Here is a 16781-nt window from a genome sequence, read left to right on the forward strand (position 1 = left end):
AAGCTGTAACAATTAACGACCATAAGCCAGACGAGCCGCCAGATAAGGGGGGAGCCCTGCCTTAATGATCTTCTCCTGTGTCTTCTCAATGTCATAAGGGATACGATAGAACGTGAAGCCACGCTTGGTATCGTAAATCATAAAAGCTGCACGTGCGTCCCCGTCTCGTGGTTGCCCAACGCCACCTGGATTAATGATGGCTCGATAGCCTTCGGGTGCCTGCCAATGGCCCTCTGGAGGGACAATCATCTCGTTAGTGATTTGCACCATACTCTGACTCAGACCCAGTAAGGTGAGCAGCTCTTCTATTTCCTGATTAAAGCGGTCTTCGGCATTGAGAATGGTCTCTTCAGGCGTGACCGGGGCTACTTCCGCCTCTGCCGGCTCAGTCTGTGCCTCGGCCTGGCTCGCCGCTTCTGCCGAGATATTTTGCTCTTCATCCGCAGAGGCTTCTTCTTCAACTGCAGGGGATTGCTCATCGGCTTCCTCGCCAGAAGAAGAGGAAGTGTTTTCCTGCTCTACAAGCTCATCGGCCGCTACAGCCTCGTCGGCTGACTCCGGCTTGTGGTCGTTGGCCGTGTCTTCCTCGCCTGATGTAGATTCGGACTCGTCCTCTGTCGATGTTGTCTCAACGCTTTTGCCGGAACGTGGCTCTTGCGCGGCCTGGGAGTTTTCACCTGTGGCGTTCTCTTGTGCGGCCTGGTTCGCCAGGCGGACAGCGACTATCTCAGCAGTATCTTCTTCTTCTTCAGAAGAATTGTTCGCCGTAGTCGCATCCCCATTCGCTTGCGTGGCTGCGGTGATAAGGTCAATCTGCTCTTCGCTGCTTAACAGGTGGGTGGGTTCATTAGCGATAGTATCGGGCTGTTGAAAAATAATGGGGACGTGAGTATGACCAACAAGGCAGTAGCGACTATTGAAGTACTGGAAGCTACGTTCGGCAAGCACTTCCGAGGTAAGATATTCCCAAAGAGGGCCATAAGGGCTGCCATGTACAAGCGTACATGCCCCCATCTCCAGGCGCTCGGGTAGAGAGCTCAGGAAGTTGCGATGCTCTTCTGTGAGCTGCTCAGCCGTCCATTCTGCAGAGATACGTGCAGCTTCGCTGAAGTCATCAAGATCGAGCTTTCCGACTGCTGCCCAATCGTGATTGCCTGCGATAATGACGTCTGTACGTTCACGCAGCTTGACGATACATTCGTTAGGGTTAGGCCCATAACCAACCAGATCACCAAGAAACCAGATTTGGTCAACAGGCTCCTCCTGTGCCAGCTCATCGATTTTTGCTAGCACAGCTTCTAACGCTTCCAGATTCGCATGTACATCAGTAAAAATAGCGTAGCGCATTCAGTAATACTCTATTCAAACTACATAGCACAAGTAGGTGTGACTATTCTATCATGTTTACTTTGACCTCGCTAGTACTAGCGAGGTAGAATGTGAGCGTGAATTTCGCTGAATCAAGCGATTCAGCATAAAATTCATGCCATGCCTCTAGGAAGAAGAGGGCAATAGCGGCAAACTAAAGCCCCAATTGAGCATTTTTGCGACATCATGATCACGTTGTACCTCACTTGGACTATTTAAAATAACTCCTATCAGATGGTGCTTATTACGTTCGGCTGCGAAGACCAGGCAATATCCAGCAGCATATGTATGGCCTGTCTTAATACCCAGCATCCCATCATAGGTGGTAAGTAAGTTATTCGTCGTGAGCCAGGTATATGCAAGGTGGGAGGCTGTGGCGGGCAAATAATATTTTGGTGTGTGTACAATCTGCGCGAAGAGTGGAATGCTCATCGCATATTGCGCAAGCCGCGCCAGATCCGCCGCAGTCGTATAATGAGGCGCATTATCTTCAAGGGTGAGACCATCAACATTCGTATAATGGGTCTGGAACAGGTGTAGACGATAGGCAAAGAGATTCATGCGCTGGACAAATGTCTCTTGCGAACCTTCGCCCAGCTCGTCGGCGATAGCAACCGCTGCATCATCTCCTGAAGGTAGTAAGAGTCCGTAGAGTAATTCTTTCAAGGGTATCTTATCGCCAACCCGCAAATTTGCGCTACTTCCCCCATCGATATGAACGCGATTATACGCGTCCTGCTTGACTGGGATGAGCTGCTCAAGGTTCCCTGTTTGTATCGCGACAAGCGCCGTCATAATTTTGGTTGTGCTTGCCATGGGTAGTGGTTGTTCCCCATTGTCATCATCTAAGACGTGCTGGGTATCCATATCGAGCAGATAGGCGGCGCTTGCCTGGACAGATGGAAGAGGGCCTTTCACGGTAAGAATGGGTGCTGGTGTGGGAGTTGGCATAGGTTTAAGTAGTGCGGGCGTCGGCGTTGGTTCTGTTAAATGTAGGGTGCTCAAAATCTGATTGCCAGCAGGGGTCAAAATGAGCAGGGGAACTGCAATCACGATACAAGCTGCTAAGATGAGCAGAAAAATAGCGAGAACACGACGTATCATGAAAACTGAACACCCACTTCTTTAGCTAATTTAAGTAGGGGCAGAAAGCCCCTACTGTTAATGGCCTGACATGCGCGGCCTGCTTATAGATTTGCCGGCCAGCATGTATGATAATTGGTTTCGCGCTCGAAGGTGTCTGCGATGCGCAGGATAATATCTTCTGCGAAGGCATTACCAAGCAGTTGCAGACCGATAGGAAGGCCGTTACTAAAGCCGCCAGGAATAGAGACTCCGCAAATGCCTGCCAGATTTGCCGGAATGGTGAACACATCCTGCAAATACATCTGGTAAGGATCGGAGATTTCGCCAAGCTTAAAGGCTACGCCTGGAGTGGCCGGGCTGACCAGGGCATCACAATCCTTGAAAGCTCGCTCGAAATCCTGGGTGATCAGGGAACGAACCTTCTCAGCCTGCTTATAGTAGGCATCGTAGTAGCCGGCGGAAAGCGCGAAGGTGCCCAGCATAATGCGGCGCTTTACTTCGGCGCCAAAGCCGTTCTCGCGCGTCTTTTCCATAGCCTCCCACATATCGGTAGTATCGCGGTAGGAATAGCCATACTTCACGCCATCATAGCGTGCAAGATTGGCACTGGCCTCGGCCGGGGCAATAATGTAGTAGGCAGCGATACCATATTTCGTATGGGGCAGTGAGACTTCTTTGATCTCGGCTCCCATTGAGCGCAGAAGCTCAACGCTGGCCTGGGTAGCCTGCACAATCTCTTCGGGCATGCCCTCAATTCTGTATTCTTTGGGAACTCCGATACGCAAACCTTTAATGCTTCCCGTGAGAGCAGCGCTATAGTCCTGGGCGGGTTGGGGAGAGCATGTCGAGTCGGATGCGTCGGGCCCGGCTATGGCCTGGAGTAAGATAGCTGCATCGCGCGCATTGCGGGCAAAGGGACCGATCTGATCCAGCGAAGAGGCAAAAGCTACCAGGCCGAAGCGCGATACGCGCCCGTAGGTAGGTTTGAGGCCAACCACGTTACAAAGCGAGGCCGGTTGACGAATCGAGCCACCAGTATCGCTGCCATAGGCGCCCATCGCCATGCCAGCTGCGACAGCTGCCGCTGAGCCTCCACTGCTGCCGCCAGGAGCGCGCTCTAGATCCCAGGGATTATGGGTAGGGAAGAAGGCCGAGTGCTCGGTTGAGGAGCCCATGGCAAATTCATCCATATTTGTTTTGCCGACCATTACAATACCGGTTGCGTTGAGGTGCTGCATGACTGTTGCGTCAAATGGTGGTTTAAAGTTTGCAAGCATACGTGAGCTACAGGTAGTCGTAATGTCTTTTGTGCAAATGAGATCCTTGATAGCTATAGGAATGCCAGTGAGCGGAGAAAGATTCTCGCCGCTGGCAAAGCGGCGGTCTGCCTCTCTGGCCTGTTTAAGCGCAAGCTCGTCGGTAACAAGCGTAAAGGCTTTTACCTTTGGTTCTACCTGGCGGATGCGCTCAAGATGGGCCTGTGTGAGCTCAACAGAGGAAATCTTGCCTTGCCGCAGTAGCTCCCCAGCTTCGTGAATCGTGAGTTGATATAATTCTGTCATAGCGCGCCCTACATCCCTTCCAACACTGCATTGACTTTCAGGCAGTTCTCTTCTTGATCCGGAGCATTAGCCAGCAGCACTTCTGGTGGATAGGAGGGCCGGGGAATGTCTGGGCGCATCACGTTAGTAAGGCGTGAGGCATGGGCTGTAGGCGAAACTCCACTTACATCAGCCTCTTGTAAGATATGAATATGCTCCAGAATAACGGAAAGTTGGTTCCCGAGGGTCCCAATTTCTTCCTCGCTCAGACCTAACCTGGCGAGTTTCGCTACGTTTTTCACTGTCTCGCGATCAATCATCTGTATCCTCTTTTATACTTACCATCTAATGTGAAATCCGCTGAAATGCTCGGTCGGTTCTCGCCATGCTGTCTGCACTTTCTGTACATCTGCCTCTGATGGCCCCTGACGTAGCAGCATAAGAAGTTGTTCGAGGGCTGGCCGAGGTCCCTGGGCGACCACTTCTACGTCGCCGTTGCTTTCATTGCGCGTGTATCCGCGTAGCCCAATGGCTAAGGCTTTCTGCACGACAAAATAACGAAAACCTACGCCTTGTACGCGTCCGCGTACTGTTGCATAAAGCTCTTCGATGGCCTTATCACTCTGGCTCATAGACTTCATGATAGCATAATCTAGACTCTGAGCATAGTCCCGGGTTTGAGGGTGGTCAGGAAGTCACGCTCTCTTTCCTCAAGAGCTGATTGTGATAAGGAGTGAGTAGCGCGCATAGCAGTGCTAGATAAGTTTTATCCCTTGGCGCAACTGAGGTTGGGACAAAAATTCTTGAGCCGTAGATCCTGCTGTGGTTTGCTCTCGCATATCTTGCTCATTTGTGATAACATGAGCTACATTACCGTAGTATATTTTATCAAAATCGTAATCCCTTCGATAGTCAGCCTCAATCAAGACCTCTTTGAGGAGTTAAAAATGCAGTCAGTACAGGACTTAGCAACCGCTGTGCAGCGCGTCGTCAGTAATGTAGAACGGGTGATTGTGGGGAAAGCGGAACCGGTCGCATTTAGTCTGATCGCCGTTATTTGCCGTGGGCATGTCCTGATTGAAGATGTGCCAGGCGTTGGAAAGACAGTACTTACCAAAGCAATTGCACGCTCCATCGGGTGTACGTTTAAGCGTATCCAGTTTACGCCCGATCTCTTGCCCAGCGATGTTACGGGGGTTTCCATTTATAATCAGAAGACCGGGAACTTCGAGTTTCGGTCTGGCCCAATTATGGCTCAAATAGTGCTGGCCGATGAGGTAAATCGCGCCACGCCGAAAACACAGTCGGCTCTTCTGGAAGCTATGGAGGAAGAACAGGTTACTGTAGATGGGGTTACCTACCGCCTTCCCGAGCCATTTATGGTCATGGCTACCCAGAATCCTATTGAATATGAAGGTACATTCCCTTTGCCTGAGGCGCAGCTTGATCGCTTCATGATGAATATTAAACTGGGATATCCTAAAGCACAAGATGAAATGAATATTCTTGATAGCCATCAGCACCATCATCCCTTAGAGGACCTGGCCCAGATTATGACTGCAGAAGAGCTAGTGGTTATTCAGAGCAAAGTGCGTACTATCCATGTCGATCCGTCTATTCGTGAATATATTGTGGCTATTGCTAATGCGACGCGCAATCATTCTAACATCTATTTAGGTGCAAGTCCTCGTGGATCGTTAGCTCTCTTTAGAGCTTCGCAGGCTCTGGCTGCTATGCGGGGCAGGGGATATGTCATTCCCGATGACGTGAAGCTGCTGGCCAAGCCAACGCTTGCCCATCGCATTATCGTCACTCCTGCGGCACGCGTGCGTTCAATAACTTCGACTGCTGTGCTGGATGAAATTTTGCAGACTGTCCCCGTGCCAAATGCATGGGTCGGTGGCGGAAAGGTACGCTGATTTATGCGGCCCTGGCAGGCAATATTCCTGATCATTCTGCTAGCTTTCTTTGCCATAAGCAGTGGGTGGAAAGTCCTTTATGTGCTGACCTATGTGCTGCTCTCGCTGTTCGTACTTTCCTGGTTATGGGCGCGCTATAGCCTCTATAAGCTAGTGTTCCGCCGAAGGGCAAAAGTTGGGCGTGTGCAGGTCGGCGAAGCCTTTGACGAGCGCTTAATGCTTGATAATCTGAGCGTTCTGCCTAAGTTGTGGGTGCAGATTGCCGATAATTCGACGCTGCCCGGGCATAGAGCTGGTTATGTCGCGAGTATGGGAGGGCGCAAACGAGCCTCGTGGCGGGCGCGAACGATATGCAGGAGGCGTGGGCGTTTTATGCTGGGTCCCGTTACGGCTACTAGCGGTGATCCCTTCGGCCTGTTTCGCCGGCGCATTTTTCTTCACCCGGCTCATGAACTTCTGGTTTTGCCGCACATTCTGCCGATTGCTTCCTTTGCCCTATTTACCGGCGGCTTGCCAGGAAGAGGACGGAGCTCGCGACGGGCCATTCAGACGACAACGAATGCAACGACTATTCGTGAATATGTGCCGGGTGATGCATTGAGCCGAATCCACTGGCGTTCTAGTGCGCGCTATAGTAAACTAATGGTAAAGGAATTCGATCTTGATCCTGCCGTTGATGCCTGGGTTTTTCTTGACCTGCACGATTCAATCCAGGCGGGAGAAGGGGAGAACTCGACAGAAGAGTATGGAGTAACCATTGCCGCGACAGTGGCCACCTACTTGCTGCGCCAGGATCTCTCTGTCGGCATGATTGTGAATGGAGAGCAGCGTGAGTTCCTCACGTTGGATCGTGGAGATCGGCAAGTAGAGCGTGTGCTAGAACTTTTAGCTGTGGTCTCAGCTGGATCTGGGCCAGACCTGAAAGAAGCGCTAGCACTGGAAGCGTTCCATTTTGGACGCAATACTGTTGCTATTGTCATTACTCCTTCTCATTCTCGCGACTGGCATGAAGCTCTACGTCATCTACAGCGCCGAGGTGTTCAAGTTGCCGTGATAGGTTTGGACGCTGCTTCGTTTGAGCATAAACCACCTGATGAAGACACGCTGGCTCTTTTGGAAGGAGCCGGGGTACCTGTAATGCGTGTGAAGTGTGGAGACCCACTAACCGAGATTTTGGAAAGTGGCTCTACCCCTTATTATGCCCAACGGGGGTAATAATCAATGCATGATGCTGCTGTGGAACGGCTAGCAAAAATTATCTCCGATCCGCAAAAGAGTAATAAAGGTTCTGGCGGAAAGCGATTTCGGCAAGACAAGCCTCAGCTGCATATTCATCTTGGGCTAGCTGAGGGCTGGTTTTCGCTCATCTTGCTGGCCGCAGTTGTCTATAGTACGATCTGGTGCGTGCAGGTCGTAGGCTGGGTTGCACACCTGAATGTCCTTTCTCTTACAACTGCTTTCGGCCTGCTAGGCGGAGTTATCGCGGCCAAACAGGATCGCTTCTCCCGTTTCTCTGTACATGTAATCGCTGTAAGTTTTGGCATCCTGCTGGCCGTGTGGCAAACTGCCGGTGCGTTCTATCGCGGCGATTGGATGGCTTTTCTCGCTGGCATGAGAAGCTGGTTTATCGTTGTGACAAGAGGTGGAACTGGCAATGACGATGCTATCTTTTTGCTCTTCATCCTTGCCCTGGGCTTTATTCTGGCTTATACCAGCGCCTGGCTGGTCTATCGTACGCGTAATCCCTGGTTGATGATTGTTGCCAATGCTGTTGTGCTGCTTATCAATCTGAACAATGTTGTAGACACAGGTTATATTGTTTTTCTCGTCATTTTCCTCTTTTCCTCCCTACTTTTGCTCCTGCGTTTTAATCTATATGAGTCTATGAAGCGATGGAAGAAGCAAGGGCTAAGATATGCCGATGATATTGGCTGGGATGTGATGCAGGCTGGGGCGCTCATCTCGATTGGTCTCCTCATTTTCTCCTGGCTGCTTCCGTCTGGCTATACCGATTTCCTGGCTTCTCAGCTCTGGAATACAAGCGGTAATCCCTGGTTACAAGTTGAGAATACCTGGAATCGTGTGATCTCGGTGAATGCAGGTTCGAATCCATCAAATCATGGCAGCTTTAGGGATACGCTGGTGATGGCCGGTAACCCCAATCTCAACCGGGATATCGTTTTTACCATGCAGACCAGCGGGGGTCCGCAATATCTGGCTGCGCTCAGCCTTGACAATTATACGGCGCGAGATTGGACGACTGTAGCAACAAATACGCTTCCACTCAAGCCTAAGGAAGCGTTCCCCTCGGAGGCTCTTTTAACTCATACTGTTGAGCAAAAGATCACTGTTATGAATCCTCCAACCGTACAGGAGCCATATATCTTTGGGGCCAGCAGTATTACCTCAACGGATCTTCCGGCCAGTTTAATGGAGAGCCAGGCAACTGGAGAGGTTATTGGCTGGTTGAAGCGCGGAGGTGGTTTGGCGCCGGGAACAACTTATACTGTGGTTTCAGCCGTCTCTTCGGCGGATGTCCAGACGCTGCGTGGTGTACCATTTCCTGCTGATGCTCCCAAATTCTTGCCTCCCAGCTCGGATGCTCCCGTGCCGGCAACTTACTATAATCCAAATATATTGCAGAGATACCTGCAGTTGCCCAAAGGACTTAATCCTGAAATCCAGCAATTAGCACAAAAAATTGTGAAAAATGCGAATGCACGCACGATGTATGATCAGGTAGGTGCTCTAGAGCAATATCTGCGCACAAACTATAAATATGACACAAATATACGTCTTCCAGCCGGCGAGGAAGGCGTTTCCTGGTTCCTCTTCAAGAGCGAGAAAGGCTATTGCAATTATTTTGCTTCGGCTATGGCGATTATGGCGCGTGAGCTGGGTATCCCTTCTCGTGTCGTGCAGGGCTATACCAGTGGCCAGTACGATGGAAAAAAGCATCAATGGGTTATTCGCGGCATTGATGCCCATGCCTGGACGCAGATCTACTTCGCTGGCTATGGCTGGATTAACTTTGAGCCTTCTGCCTCCTTTTCGCAGTTTGATCGTCCACTTAACAAGCAAGCTTCTTTACAGGATACAAATAACAGCTCGACGGGACCCGGAGCGGTGCTGCCGCCTAATTTAAGAAATGGGCGCTTAGAGCATGGTCTTGATCCGGGCTCTAGCTTTGATTCAGGTAGTGGCGCAACTGTAGAGGATAGCCAGGCCCTGCTGCGCCAGCGTATAGGCATTGTGCTCGGTGGCCTCTTCTTCCTGCTTATCGTAGGAGTCTTCAGTTTTGGCGTCTGGTGGGTGCGCCTCTTCCAACGCTATGGCTTGTCAACTCAGCTCTATGGGCGCGTGTGCATGTTAGCTGGCTGGGCTGGCCTCCAGATACGACCTTCCCAGACACCGTATGAGTATATCAAGGCCTTGGCCGAAGCATCCCCACAAGATGCCAGAGTCCTGGAGCGCTTAGGTGACATCTATGTGCGCGATCGTTGGGCCGATCCTAAAGATAAGAATCATCCACGTCAGAGTGGAGAAATAGCCGAGCTTCCTATGTTGTGGAGATCGTTGCAGCCTCGCCTGTTTCTCTATGTCCTGCGGCACCCTTACTTCTTAAGGTGGGTACCGTCGCGGCTAGGCAACCTGGCCAGATCGATTCATCGACGCAGGCGCGTGCACCGATTGAGCGCGGAAGAGGAGTTCTAACTCATTCCGCTTGACCAAATGGTCTGTCTTGCGTACACTAGAGTTTGCAATCTATCGGTTTTGTACTGTGGGCTGCAAACTCTATGGTTCTTTAATTAGGAGGATTTATGAATCAAAATGAAGTGGTGGACAGCGACGAGCAGTCACTTGTTGCAACTTCGGCCCGTCCAGAGCACGAGGTCGAGATACCTAATGCGCCTCCTGTGCGCTTACAAACGTTGGATCTAGCACGTCATATTGCCATTGCTCCTGACGGAAAACGCTATGTGGTGGCAACATTTGATGATACACGCATGAACCGTGGGTTTGTAACCGCTATCTTTCCTCAGCAGAACGGCTATCTCACACTTATTCGTCTTGTTCTTGGCGAGATCAGCCACAAAACGCCGGAAGAAGCGTTACAGCAGCATGTTTCTCTGGTGCAGCTGATTCAGCAGGGCAAACTTAGCGGATTTCTCAAGTCTATACAATAGCTGTTTTGGATGCTTTTTCTGCTTTATGCTGCGGCATTCTTACACTTGACAGACCTCTTAAGTATCCGTATACTTTTTATTAAAGGGGATTGCATAGGCAATCCCCTAGTTAGCCGCCTCAAGAAAGTAATTAGCTAGTATTAGCTAATTTTAAGTACGACTTCTACGAAAGGAGATGGACCGCATGGTGTCCGCACAGTGTTTCCTTGACTTTGCGCGCTGGCGCTCTTTCCAGATCGACGATGGCCCCGTCGTGTCCATCGGCCTTATGCTGAATCCTGGCGGCGTTTACCATCAGCAGATTCTGGCTCATCGCATGAATGATAAGGGTGGGAGAAGTGGGCCCATTTCTAGGGGAAGTCCGCCTCTAACAGGCAGATATGTATAAAAAGAAAATCCCTTAGCCGTGGGCACCGATGTAGATGAAATTTCGGACCCGCGGTTTTTTTGTGGCTATTTTACTGTATGTGTGGGATGCATGAAAGGAAAACAGGATGTAGTAAGCAGGTAAGGAGACCTGGATAAGGTGCCTCTGTGAGTTATGAACCGTTTATGCTTCGGATTTAAAGAATAAATAGAGTGTGTTGAGAGGAGTAAGTCATTTGGAGATGTTCGGGTAGCAGTCAGCGTTTGCCCAATTGTACAGGATGCAGACTGGGCGAGTGTGCAGTGTAGGAGGCGCGTGCAATGCTCTACACTGAAGTTATGGGTAGGATAGTAACGCTTCAGTTGTTCCTCGAAGGAGAAAAGATTTGTCAGTTCATGATCTCACTATTAATACTTCATTACTTGAAAATTTTGTTATTGATTCATCCAGAGATGCTGTGGTAATCGATAGCGTCTCTAAAATCTTTAAGAAATCTCGTCCATTATTTGGTTGGCGTAAGAAGCAGGATGAACAGGCTAAAAAACAAGAGGTGAAAGCGCTAGATAACGTGAGCCTTACAGTCAGGAGGAAAGAGATAGTTGGTATTCTGGGCGCCAACGGGTCGGGTAAATCCACCCTGATTCGTATCCTCTCTACGCTCTTAATCCCGGATACTGGCTATGTGAGCATCTTTGGCTATGATGTGGTGAAGGACGAACGCATGGTACAACGACTAATCAACCGGGTAAGTGTCGAGGCATCTTTCTTTAAAAAGCTCTCGCCAATGGAGAATTTGCTCTACGCTGCTCGGCTTTATAACATGCCAGGAGAGCAGGCACGCACGATGATCAGGAGCATTTTAGGGCGCCTGAGCATTAAACCAGATCGCATAGATGCTCCTCTTGAGAATATGTCGCGCGGTATGCAGCAGAAAGTGGCAATTGCGCGTGCCTTTCTCACTTCGCCTATTGTCCTGCTGCTTGATGAGCCAACGACGGGACTCGATCCGCGCTCCAAGCTGGATGTGCAGAACTTTGTTCAGGAATTACGCGAGCAGCACGATGCAACCATTCTGATTACAACGCATGATATGGATGAGGCCGAGGCCTTGTGTGATCGCGTGGCAATCATCGATCAGGGGCGTATCGTGGCTGAGGGCGAGACGCAGGCGTTGAAGCGTACCGTGACCGAATTGATGGGGCGCTCTACGCCGGCAACGATGAACGAGGTTTTTATGCATTATACCGCTTCGCACATGATAACTGAGGAAGACGTCAGGCGCTACGGAAGCTGGGAAAAGGCTTTCGAGGTCTTAGAAGCTTTGCGTGAAGAAGAAGAATAAAAAGGATTATATAGATGGCTTCATTAACACATCAACGTCGAGCAGGCTATGCGTTCTTCGAGCGCAACTGGAATCTGACCAAGCGCTATTGGGGCTGGGAGATAGTCTGGCTGTTTTACAACGTTATTAATGCCTTGAGCGTGACGCTGATCAGTAAAAACACGCAGATGTTGGGCAACGTGAATCAGGCCCAGGTCGATTCTCTCACCCTGTATCTCTTGATCGGTACATCGGTCTGGTCCTATCTTAGCGTCACCTTTGATGGGATTACCGATATCATCAATATCGAACGCTGGGAAGGGACGATAGAGCATACCTTTATGGCTCCCATTTCGCGCTTTACACATATGGTTGGGAGCTGTTGGTACGCAGTTGTACATGGCTTGCTCTTTACCTTTATTCAGTTAATTATTGTAGCTTCATTCTTTCATTTGGATCTGAGCCAGGCGAATTATCTCACTGCGGTTTTCGTGCTGCTTCTGGGTAGTATTTCTTTTATCGGCTTTGGGATCGCGGCCTCTGTGCTGCCTTTGCTCTATACTGAGCGTGGTTCGCAGATGTCCTTTATTGTCAAGGCGATTATCCTGCTGGTTTCGGGAGTGTACTATCCTATCAGCGCTCTGCCGGGATGGATGCAGCCGATCGCTCGGGTCTCGCCGGCAACCTATGTATTAGATGGCTTGCGTGCGGCGCTACAGCATAACGCGCCGATCTGGTCATCGACCATCTGGGCAAGTACCTGGCCGCTGCTCATCACTGGAGTGGTGAGTATTCCTGTAGGTCTCTGGATCTTCGGCATCGCCGAACGCTATGCCAAGAAAGCTGGCAAGCTAAAGCGTAACGGCTAAGCAGCAGATCTAAGTGGAAAATAGGGCGCTGATGGGCCAGTGGAAAGGTCCGATCAGCGACCTACTTCGCGCCTCAAAAAAAGAATGAATCAAGATAGAGATAAAAAAAGGAGAAGGAATTTTAGCGATGTTAAAAGTGATGCTCCCTCAAGGAATGGCGGTGCGGCATGCCAGAATGGCGGATATGGAGTCTATCCTCAGGGTGGTCAATGCTTCTGAAATAGCCCTGGATGGCAAAGCTGAAGAGAAGTTAGAAGATCTGCTCCTTGAGTGGCAGGCTCCGAATTTCGATCTGGAGACCGAGGGCTGGGTGGCTTCGTCATCTACAGATGAGATAATTGGCACGCTTGCTGTAGAGCATGAAGAGCATGCCAAGATCGTTGCGGATATGCAGATACATCCTGATTACTGGGAAAGCCCGCTCGCGGAATACCTGCTCCTGCTGGGGGAAGAGAAGGCTCGCCAGCACATTCTTGATGCTGCACCCGATGTGCGTGTGACGCTTTCCTGGGGTGTGAATAGCCGAGATGTGGCTCTGGCGAAAGTCTTGCGGCAGCATGGTTATGGGATCGAGCGCGTTTTCTTGCGTATGGGCATTGATTTGCAGGAGCCCCCGGCCGTGCCTCAGTTAGCTGATGGCCTGTCAATTCGCTCCATGGAGCCTGAGATGCTACGCGCCATCTATGAAGCTGATGAAGAAGGATTTAAGGATCACTGGGGCCACATGCCCACTTCCTTTGAAGAATGGAAGTACTGGGCTGTCCAATCCGAACAGTTTGATCCTTCCTTGTGGTTTCTGGTTATGGATGGTGAGCAGATTGCCGGCGTGGCTATCTGTGCTGACGAAAAGGAGAAAGGTGGCTGGGTTCATCGACTCAGCACGCGTCGGGCCTGGCGGCGGAGAGGCATTGGGCAAGCGCTGCTCAAGCATGCCTTTGCAGAATTTTACCGCCGAGGAATAAATACAGCTTATCTCACCGTGGATAGCGAGAGCCTAACAGGGGCCAGGAAATTATACGAGCGTGCGGGTATGCACGTTGTTCGAGAATATAACCGTTACGAGAAGGAATTGCGCGCAGGGAGAGAACTGAGTACGCAAACTGTGCTGGTATGAAACAGGGAGTTCTTAATCCCTGCCTGTGACTTTCTCCACGTGTCTTGAGGGTGGGTATTATGCAACTACCCCATAATGCCCTTAAAAAGGATGGAGAAAACTGCGATGATCGTACGACTACATAGTTTATCGGTGCGGCCTCCCGTCTGGGCTGATCTGTCAGCTGTGGTCGGTTTGATAAAGGCGTGTGTGAAGGAGGAGGCAGGAATCGAGGAGCCGACTGAAGAGGAAGTACATAAGAGCTGGCAGGCCAGAAATTTTAATTTGAGGATGGATGCATGGGTCATCTTTACCAGGAAAGGGGATATTGTGGGGTATGCTGAGGTGCGCAATTGTGGAGATGGCCGGTTGGTTTCAATGCTGCGCGTGCATCCAGCGTATCGGGGTAGAGGTATTGGTACTCTGCTCACCTGGTTGGTAGAGGAGCGAGCCCGACAGCTCATGCGCAGAATATCCCTGGATATCCGCGTTACACTGAGCAATAGTGTGAATAGTCTAAATACTGCGGCACACCGCTTGTTGGAGCGCGAAGGCTATTCGTTGGTAAGGAATTTCTGGCGTTTAAGTATTGAGATGGATGAGCAACTTCCTGACGAGGGTGCCAGGGATGGCAAGATTCAGATGGACCTGGTGATTGATAGCGCTAATTTGATGGGTTCAACTCGCTTGCCGCGACGCACTGGGATGTATGTTGTACGACAGTACGATGTGTACGAAAAAGTCTTGCGGATTCCTGATGTCCAGCAGGTGGCTGAGGAGCAAGATGCACACTATTATAGTGTTGCCAGCGCGACATAGCACGCGGGTAGAAAGGGGATCTGATCACCTGCTTTAGCAGGTCCCCTCTGGCGATTTTCGTAAGCAGGGTATTTATCTAGATAAAGATAGCTCTCTTGGTTCTCAGGAGAGCTATCTTTGTTACTTTTTCTCGTTGCGCAAGTCTTGATATGTGTAGCCAGGATGAAATTTGTTAGCTGAGGCAGAGAATTTCTGCACGCTCAGCTCTGGATATAGAGAAGGGGGAAGCCTCATATGTTTATTCAGGCGTTGATGGCGGTGACAGTTGCGGAGAGCGGGGGAATACGCGCGCTGTTACTGGTATTAGTGCTGGTAGCGATTGTGCTGCTGCTGGCCGGAGCTGCTATCGCGGTTCTTACCTTCTTGAATCTAAGAAAAGCACAAGCCGCGCAGGCTGGACATGCCCCCGGCGCGTGAGGACATGATGAGCTTCTTGGCGCCGGATTGCACTTGTATTATTGAGCGCGTTAAGGGGCAAATATCTATTTTATATATGAGATCGAGATATGTTTGCTAAGTCAGCGCCTGAATAAACTCCAGGCGATTGCCGAAGGGATCGCGTATCTCGAAGCGGGCATACCCGGGGATGGGAACCGCATCTAAAGCTTTGATACCGTGGGCTTCCAGTTTATTTCTCCAGGCTTCCACATCCGTCACGGCGTAGGCCAGATGGGCCTTGGTGGCTTTGCGCTCTACTCCGTCCTCAGTCCAACATGTACCTGTCTATCTCCGACCTGAAGCCAGAAGCCGCCTCTGCCTTGCAGGGCCGCGGGTTTCTCAATTTCTGCTAGACCAAGTAGCTCGCAATAAAACTGGCGACCCTGCTCTTCGCTGCCGCGAGGAATAGTGATCTGCGCGTGATGTAAACCAATAATTGTCAAGCTATAAATCTCCTCCTGCTTACTGTACAAAGATAGTATATGCTAGATGGCATAAATTGAAAAGCAAGCACCTGGCAAAAATCTGCCAGGTGCCTGCCTGCTTGGCTTTATAGATTCTGGCCGATAATGCGCTGAATCTTGACCGAGAGAATCACGCGCGGCTCGCCGACATGATACGGAGACGAGCCATAGCGTTTGGCCAGGGCGGTATATGAAGCTCCTGCAGGATCTTCTTCAATCTTTTCTACCATACCCCGAAACTCGGCGTACACATAGGGATTACCAATATCTGAAATGGAAATGGCAATATGTGGGTCGCGTTTGATATTTTTGTGCCTGTTGCTCTCCTTGAGTGGCGCTAACTTGATATATTCTCCATCCCACAGAAACCACATGGGGGAGCTTTGAGGCTCTCCTTTGGCGCCAATAGTAGCCACCTGGGCAAAAGCCTGCGAATGAAGTATTTCCTGAACCTTCGGGTTATGCAGATCTGTCATAAAAAATCCTTTCTGCCTGAGACAATTTCGTCGCCATCAAGGCCAACCCAGACTATTGAGATCTGGGGGCTTCCATCGGGGTTGAGCGTCACCAGATGCGCATTATGGCCGGATGCCAGGGCCTCACGAACTTTGTTATCGAGAATCATCATCAGGACATTCCTTCCTATTGGTTTGGCTGTAACTTGCATAGTTACAGCGGTAGGCAAAAAAAGCTCTTTCTGTCTGTAACTGAGCTGGTTACGACGGTGGGCAAAAAAAGCTTTGTCGTTTCATCGCTCGCTGGATCAGGCGAAAGTGAGTGTTTCTTGTAAGACATCGGCTATCGTCGTCTGGGCAAGTTGCTGCTTCAGTGCATTTTCCGCATTCTCGTAGAAGCCCTTTAAAGCTGGCTGAATGCCTCTTCCGACAGGGCAGGCTTGATTGGGTTGGCTATGATGCATTTCAAAGAGCGGTGCTTGTTCGACGGCCTGGAAGACATCCAGTAGTGAAATCTCTTCTGCTTTATGGGCCAATTTCCAGCCGGCCCCTGTTCCATGCTGTACAGTGACCAGGTGAGCTTTCTCAAGCAAGCCGAGAATTCGTCTAATAAAGACCGGATTTGTATTGACGCTGGCGGCAATTTGATCTGAGGTCACAATCTCTCTTTGTCTAGAAACTAGAGCCATCCAGGTTAGAATATGCAGTGCAACGGTGAAACGACTACTTGTGCTCATCAGTTATCCTCCCTGTAACTAGTGTAGTTACAGCTGGAGGCCTTGTCAAGACGTAGAGAGCAAAACGACTTCTCCTGGCGCTTGCCTTCTGAGCTATCTCATACAAGGGTCGCTTTA

General features: G+C 50.4%; 18 protein-coding genes and 1 pseudogene. 10 read left to right on the plus strand and 9 right to left on the minus strand.

Annotation, left to right across the window (positions count from 1 at the left end):
- Positions 1 to 12: 12 nt before the first annotated feature.
- From EPA93_RS42875 to EPA93_RS42895, 5 genes are all read right to left on the minus strand, one after another.
- Positions 13 to 1347: a metallophosphoesterase family protein gene (locus EPA93_RS42875; protein ID WP_129893432.1), complete on the minus strand. Its 1335-nt coding sequence runs from the start codon at positions 1345 to 1347 to the stop codon at positions 13 to 15.
- 147 nt (positions 1348 to 1494) lie between these two features.
- Positions 1495 to 2472 (minus strand): D-alanyl-D-alanine carboxypeptidase family protein, encoded by a 978-nt coding sequence (locus tag EPA93_RS42880; RefSeq protein ID WP_129893433.1) that lies wholly within the window; start codon positions 2470 to 2472, stop codon positions 1495 to 1497.
- 83 nt (positions 2473 to 2555) lie between these two features.
- Positions 2556 to 4016 (minus strand): Asp-tRNA(Asn)/Glu-tRNA(Gln) amidotransferase subunit GatA, encoded by a 1461-nt coding sequence (gatA, locus tag EPA93_RS42885; RefSeq protein WP_129893434.1) that lies wholly within the window; start codon positions 4014 to 4016, stop codon positions 2556 to 2558.
- An 8-nt stretch (positions 4017 to 4024) separates the two neighbouring features.
- Positions 4025 to 4315 (minus strand): Asp-tRNA(Asn)/Glu-tRNA(Gln) amidotransferase subunit GatC, encoded by a 291-nt coding sequence (gene gatC / locus EPA93_RS42890; RefSeq protein ID WP_129893435.1) that lies wholly within the window; start codon positions 4313 to 4315, stop codon positions 4025 to 4027.
- An 18-nt stretch (positions 4316 to 4333) separates the two neighbouring features.
- Positions 4334 to 4627 carry an acylphosphatase gene (locus tag EPA93_RS42895; protein ID WP_207229350.1) on the minus strand — a complete coding sequence of 98 codons (294 nt, stop codon included), beginning with the start codon at positions 4625 to 4627 and terminating at the stop codon, positions 4334 to 4336.
- A gap of 315 nt (positions 4628 to 4942) precedes the next feature.
- Between EPA93_RS42895 and EPA93_RS42900 the strand changes: the two genes are divergently transcribed.
- From EPA93_RS42900 to EPA93_RS42945, 10 genes are all read left to right on the plus strand, one after another.
- Positions 4943 to 5914, plus strand: coding sequence for an AAA family ATPase (locus EPA93_RS42900; protein ID WP_129893436.1), 972 nt, complete (start codon positions 4943 to 4945; stop codon positions 5912 to 5914).
- 3 nt (positions 5915 to 5917) lie between these two features.
- On the plus strand, positions 5918 to 7129 hold the full coding sequence (locus EPA93_RS42905; RefSeq protein ID WP_129893437.1) for a DUF58 domain-containing protein: 1212 nt from the start codon (positions 5918 to 5920) through the stop codon (positions 7127 to 7129).
- Between the two features lie 6 nt (positions 7130 to 7135).
- Positions 7136 to 9628: a transglutaminase domain-containing protein gene (locus EPA93_RS42910; protein WP_129893438.1), complete on the plus strand. Its 2493-nt coding sequence runs from the start codon at positions 7136 to 7138 to the stop codon at positions 9626 to 9628.
- A 107-nt stretch (positions 9629 to 9735) separates the two neighbouring features.
- Positions 9736 to 10101, plus strand: a complete 366-nt coding sequence (locus EPA93_RS42915; protein ID WP_129893439.1) for a hypothetical protein — start codon at positions 9736 to 9738, stop codon at positions 10099 to 10101.
- 184 nt (positions 10102 to 10285) lie between these two features.
- Entirely contained in the window at positions 10286 to 10489 is a 204-nt protein-coding gene (locus tag EPA93_RS42920) for a hypothetical protein (protein WP_129893440.1), read from the plus strand.
- A gap of 460 nt (positions 10490 to 10949) precedes the next feature.
- The gene (locus EPA93_RS42925) at positions 10950 to 11810 is read left to right on the plus strand and encodes an ABC transporter ATP-binding protein (protein ID WP_422877909.1); all 861 of its coding nucleotides are present in this window, start codon (positions 10950 to 10952) and stop codon (positions 11808 to 11810) included.
- A gap of 14 nt (positions 11811 to 11824) precedes the next feature.
- On the plus strand, positions 11825 to 12658 hold the full coding sequence (locus EPA93_RS42930; RefSeq protein ID WP_129893441.1) for an ABC transporter permease: 834 nt from the start codon (positions 11825 to 11827) through the stop codon (positions 12656 to 12658).
- 127 nt (positions 12659 to 12785) lie between these two features.
- A complete protein-coding gene (locus EPA93_RS42935; protein WP_129893442.1) occupies positions 12786 to 13772 on the plus strand; it encodes a GNAT family N-acetyltransferase in 987 nt (328 codons plus the stop codon).
- A 105-nt stretch (positions 13773 to 13877) separates the two neighbouring features.
- Entirely contained in the window at positions 13878 to 14570 is a 693-nt protein-coding gene (locus EPA93_RS42940) for a GNAT family N-acetyltransferase (protein ID WP_165423776.1), read from the plus strand.
- A gap of 234 nt (positions 14571 to 14804) precedes the next feature.
- Positions 14805 to 14987 carry a hypothetical protein gene (locus EPA93_RS42945; protein ID WP_129893444.1) on the plus strand — a complete coding sequence of 61 codons (183 nt, stop codon included), beginning with the start codon at positions 14805 to 14807 and terminating at the stop codon, positions 14985 to 14987.
- A 96-nt stretch (positions 14988 to 15083) separates the two neighbouring features.
- On the opposite strand, the pseudogene EPA93_RS51210 reads toward EPA93_RS42945, so the two are convergent.
- From EPA93_RS51210 to EPA93_RS42965, 4 genes and pseudogenes are all read right to left on the minus strand, one after another.
- Positions 15084 to 15451 (minus strand): annotated as a pseudogene (locus EPA93_RS51210) (VOC family protein).
- 107 nt (positions 15452 to 15558) lie between these two features.
- Complete coding sequence (locus EPA93_RS42955) at positions 15559 to 15948, minus strand: PPOX class F420-dependent oxidoreductase (RefSeq protein WP_129893445.1); 390 nt, start codon at positions 15946 to 15948, stop codon at positions 15559 to 15561.
- Positions 15945 to 16100 carry a pyridoxamine 5'-phosphate oxidase family protein gene (locus tag EPA93_RS42960; RefSeq protein ID WP_242527249.1) on the minus strand — a complete coding sequence of 52 codons (156 nt, stop codon included), beginning with the start codon at positions 16098 to 16100 and terminating at the stop codon, positions 15945 to 15947. Before EPA93_RS42960 ends, EPA93_RS42955 begins: the two co-directional genes overlap by 4 nt.
- Before the next feature lie 135 nt (positions 16101 to 16235).
- A complete protein-coding gene (locus EPA93_RS42965; protein ID WP_129893446.1) occupies positions 16236 to 16664 on the minus strand; it encodes an Rrf2 family transcriptional regulator in 429 nt (142 codons plus the stop codon).
- Positions 16665 to 16781: the final 117 nt, after the last annotated feature.

The organism is Ktedonosporobacter rubrisoli (genome assembly GCF_004208415.1).
GTDB classification, from domain to species: domain Bacteria; phylum Chloroflexota; class Ktedonobacteria; order Ktedonobacterales; family Ktedonobacteraceae; genus Ktedonosporobacter; species Ktedonosporobacter rubrisoli.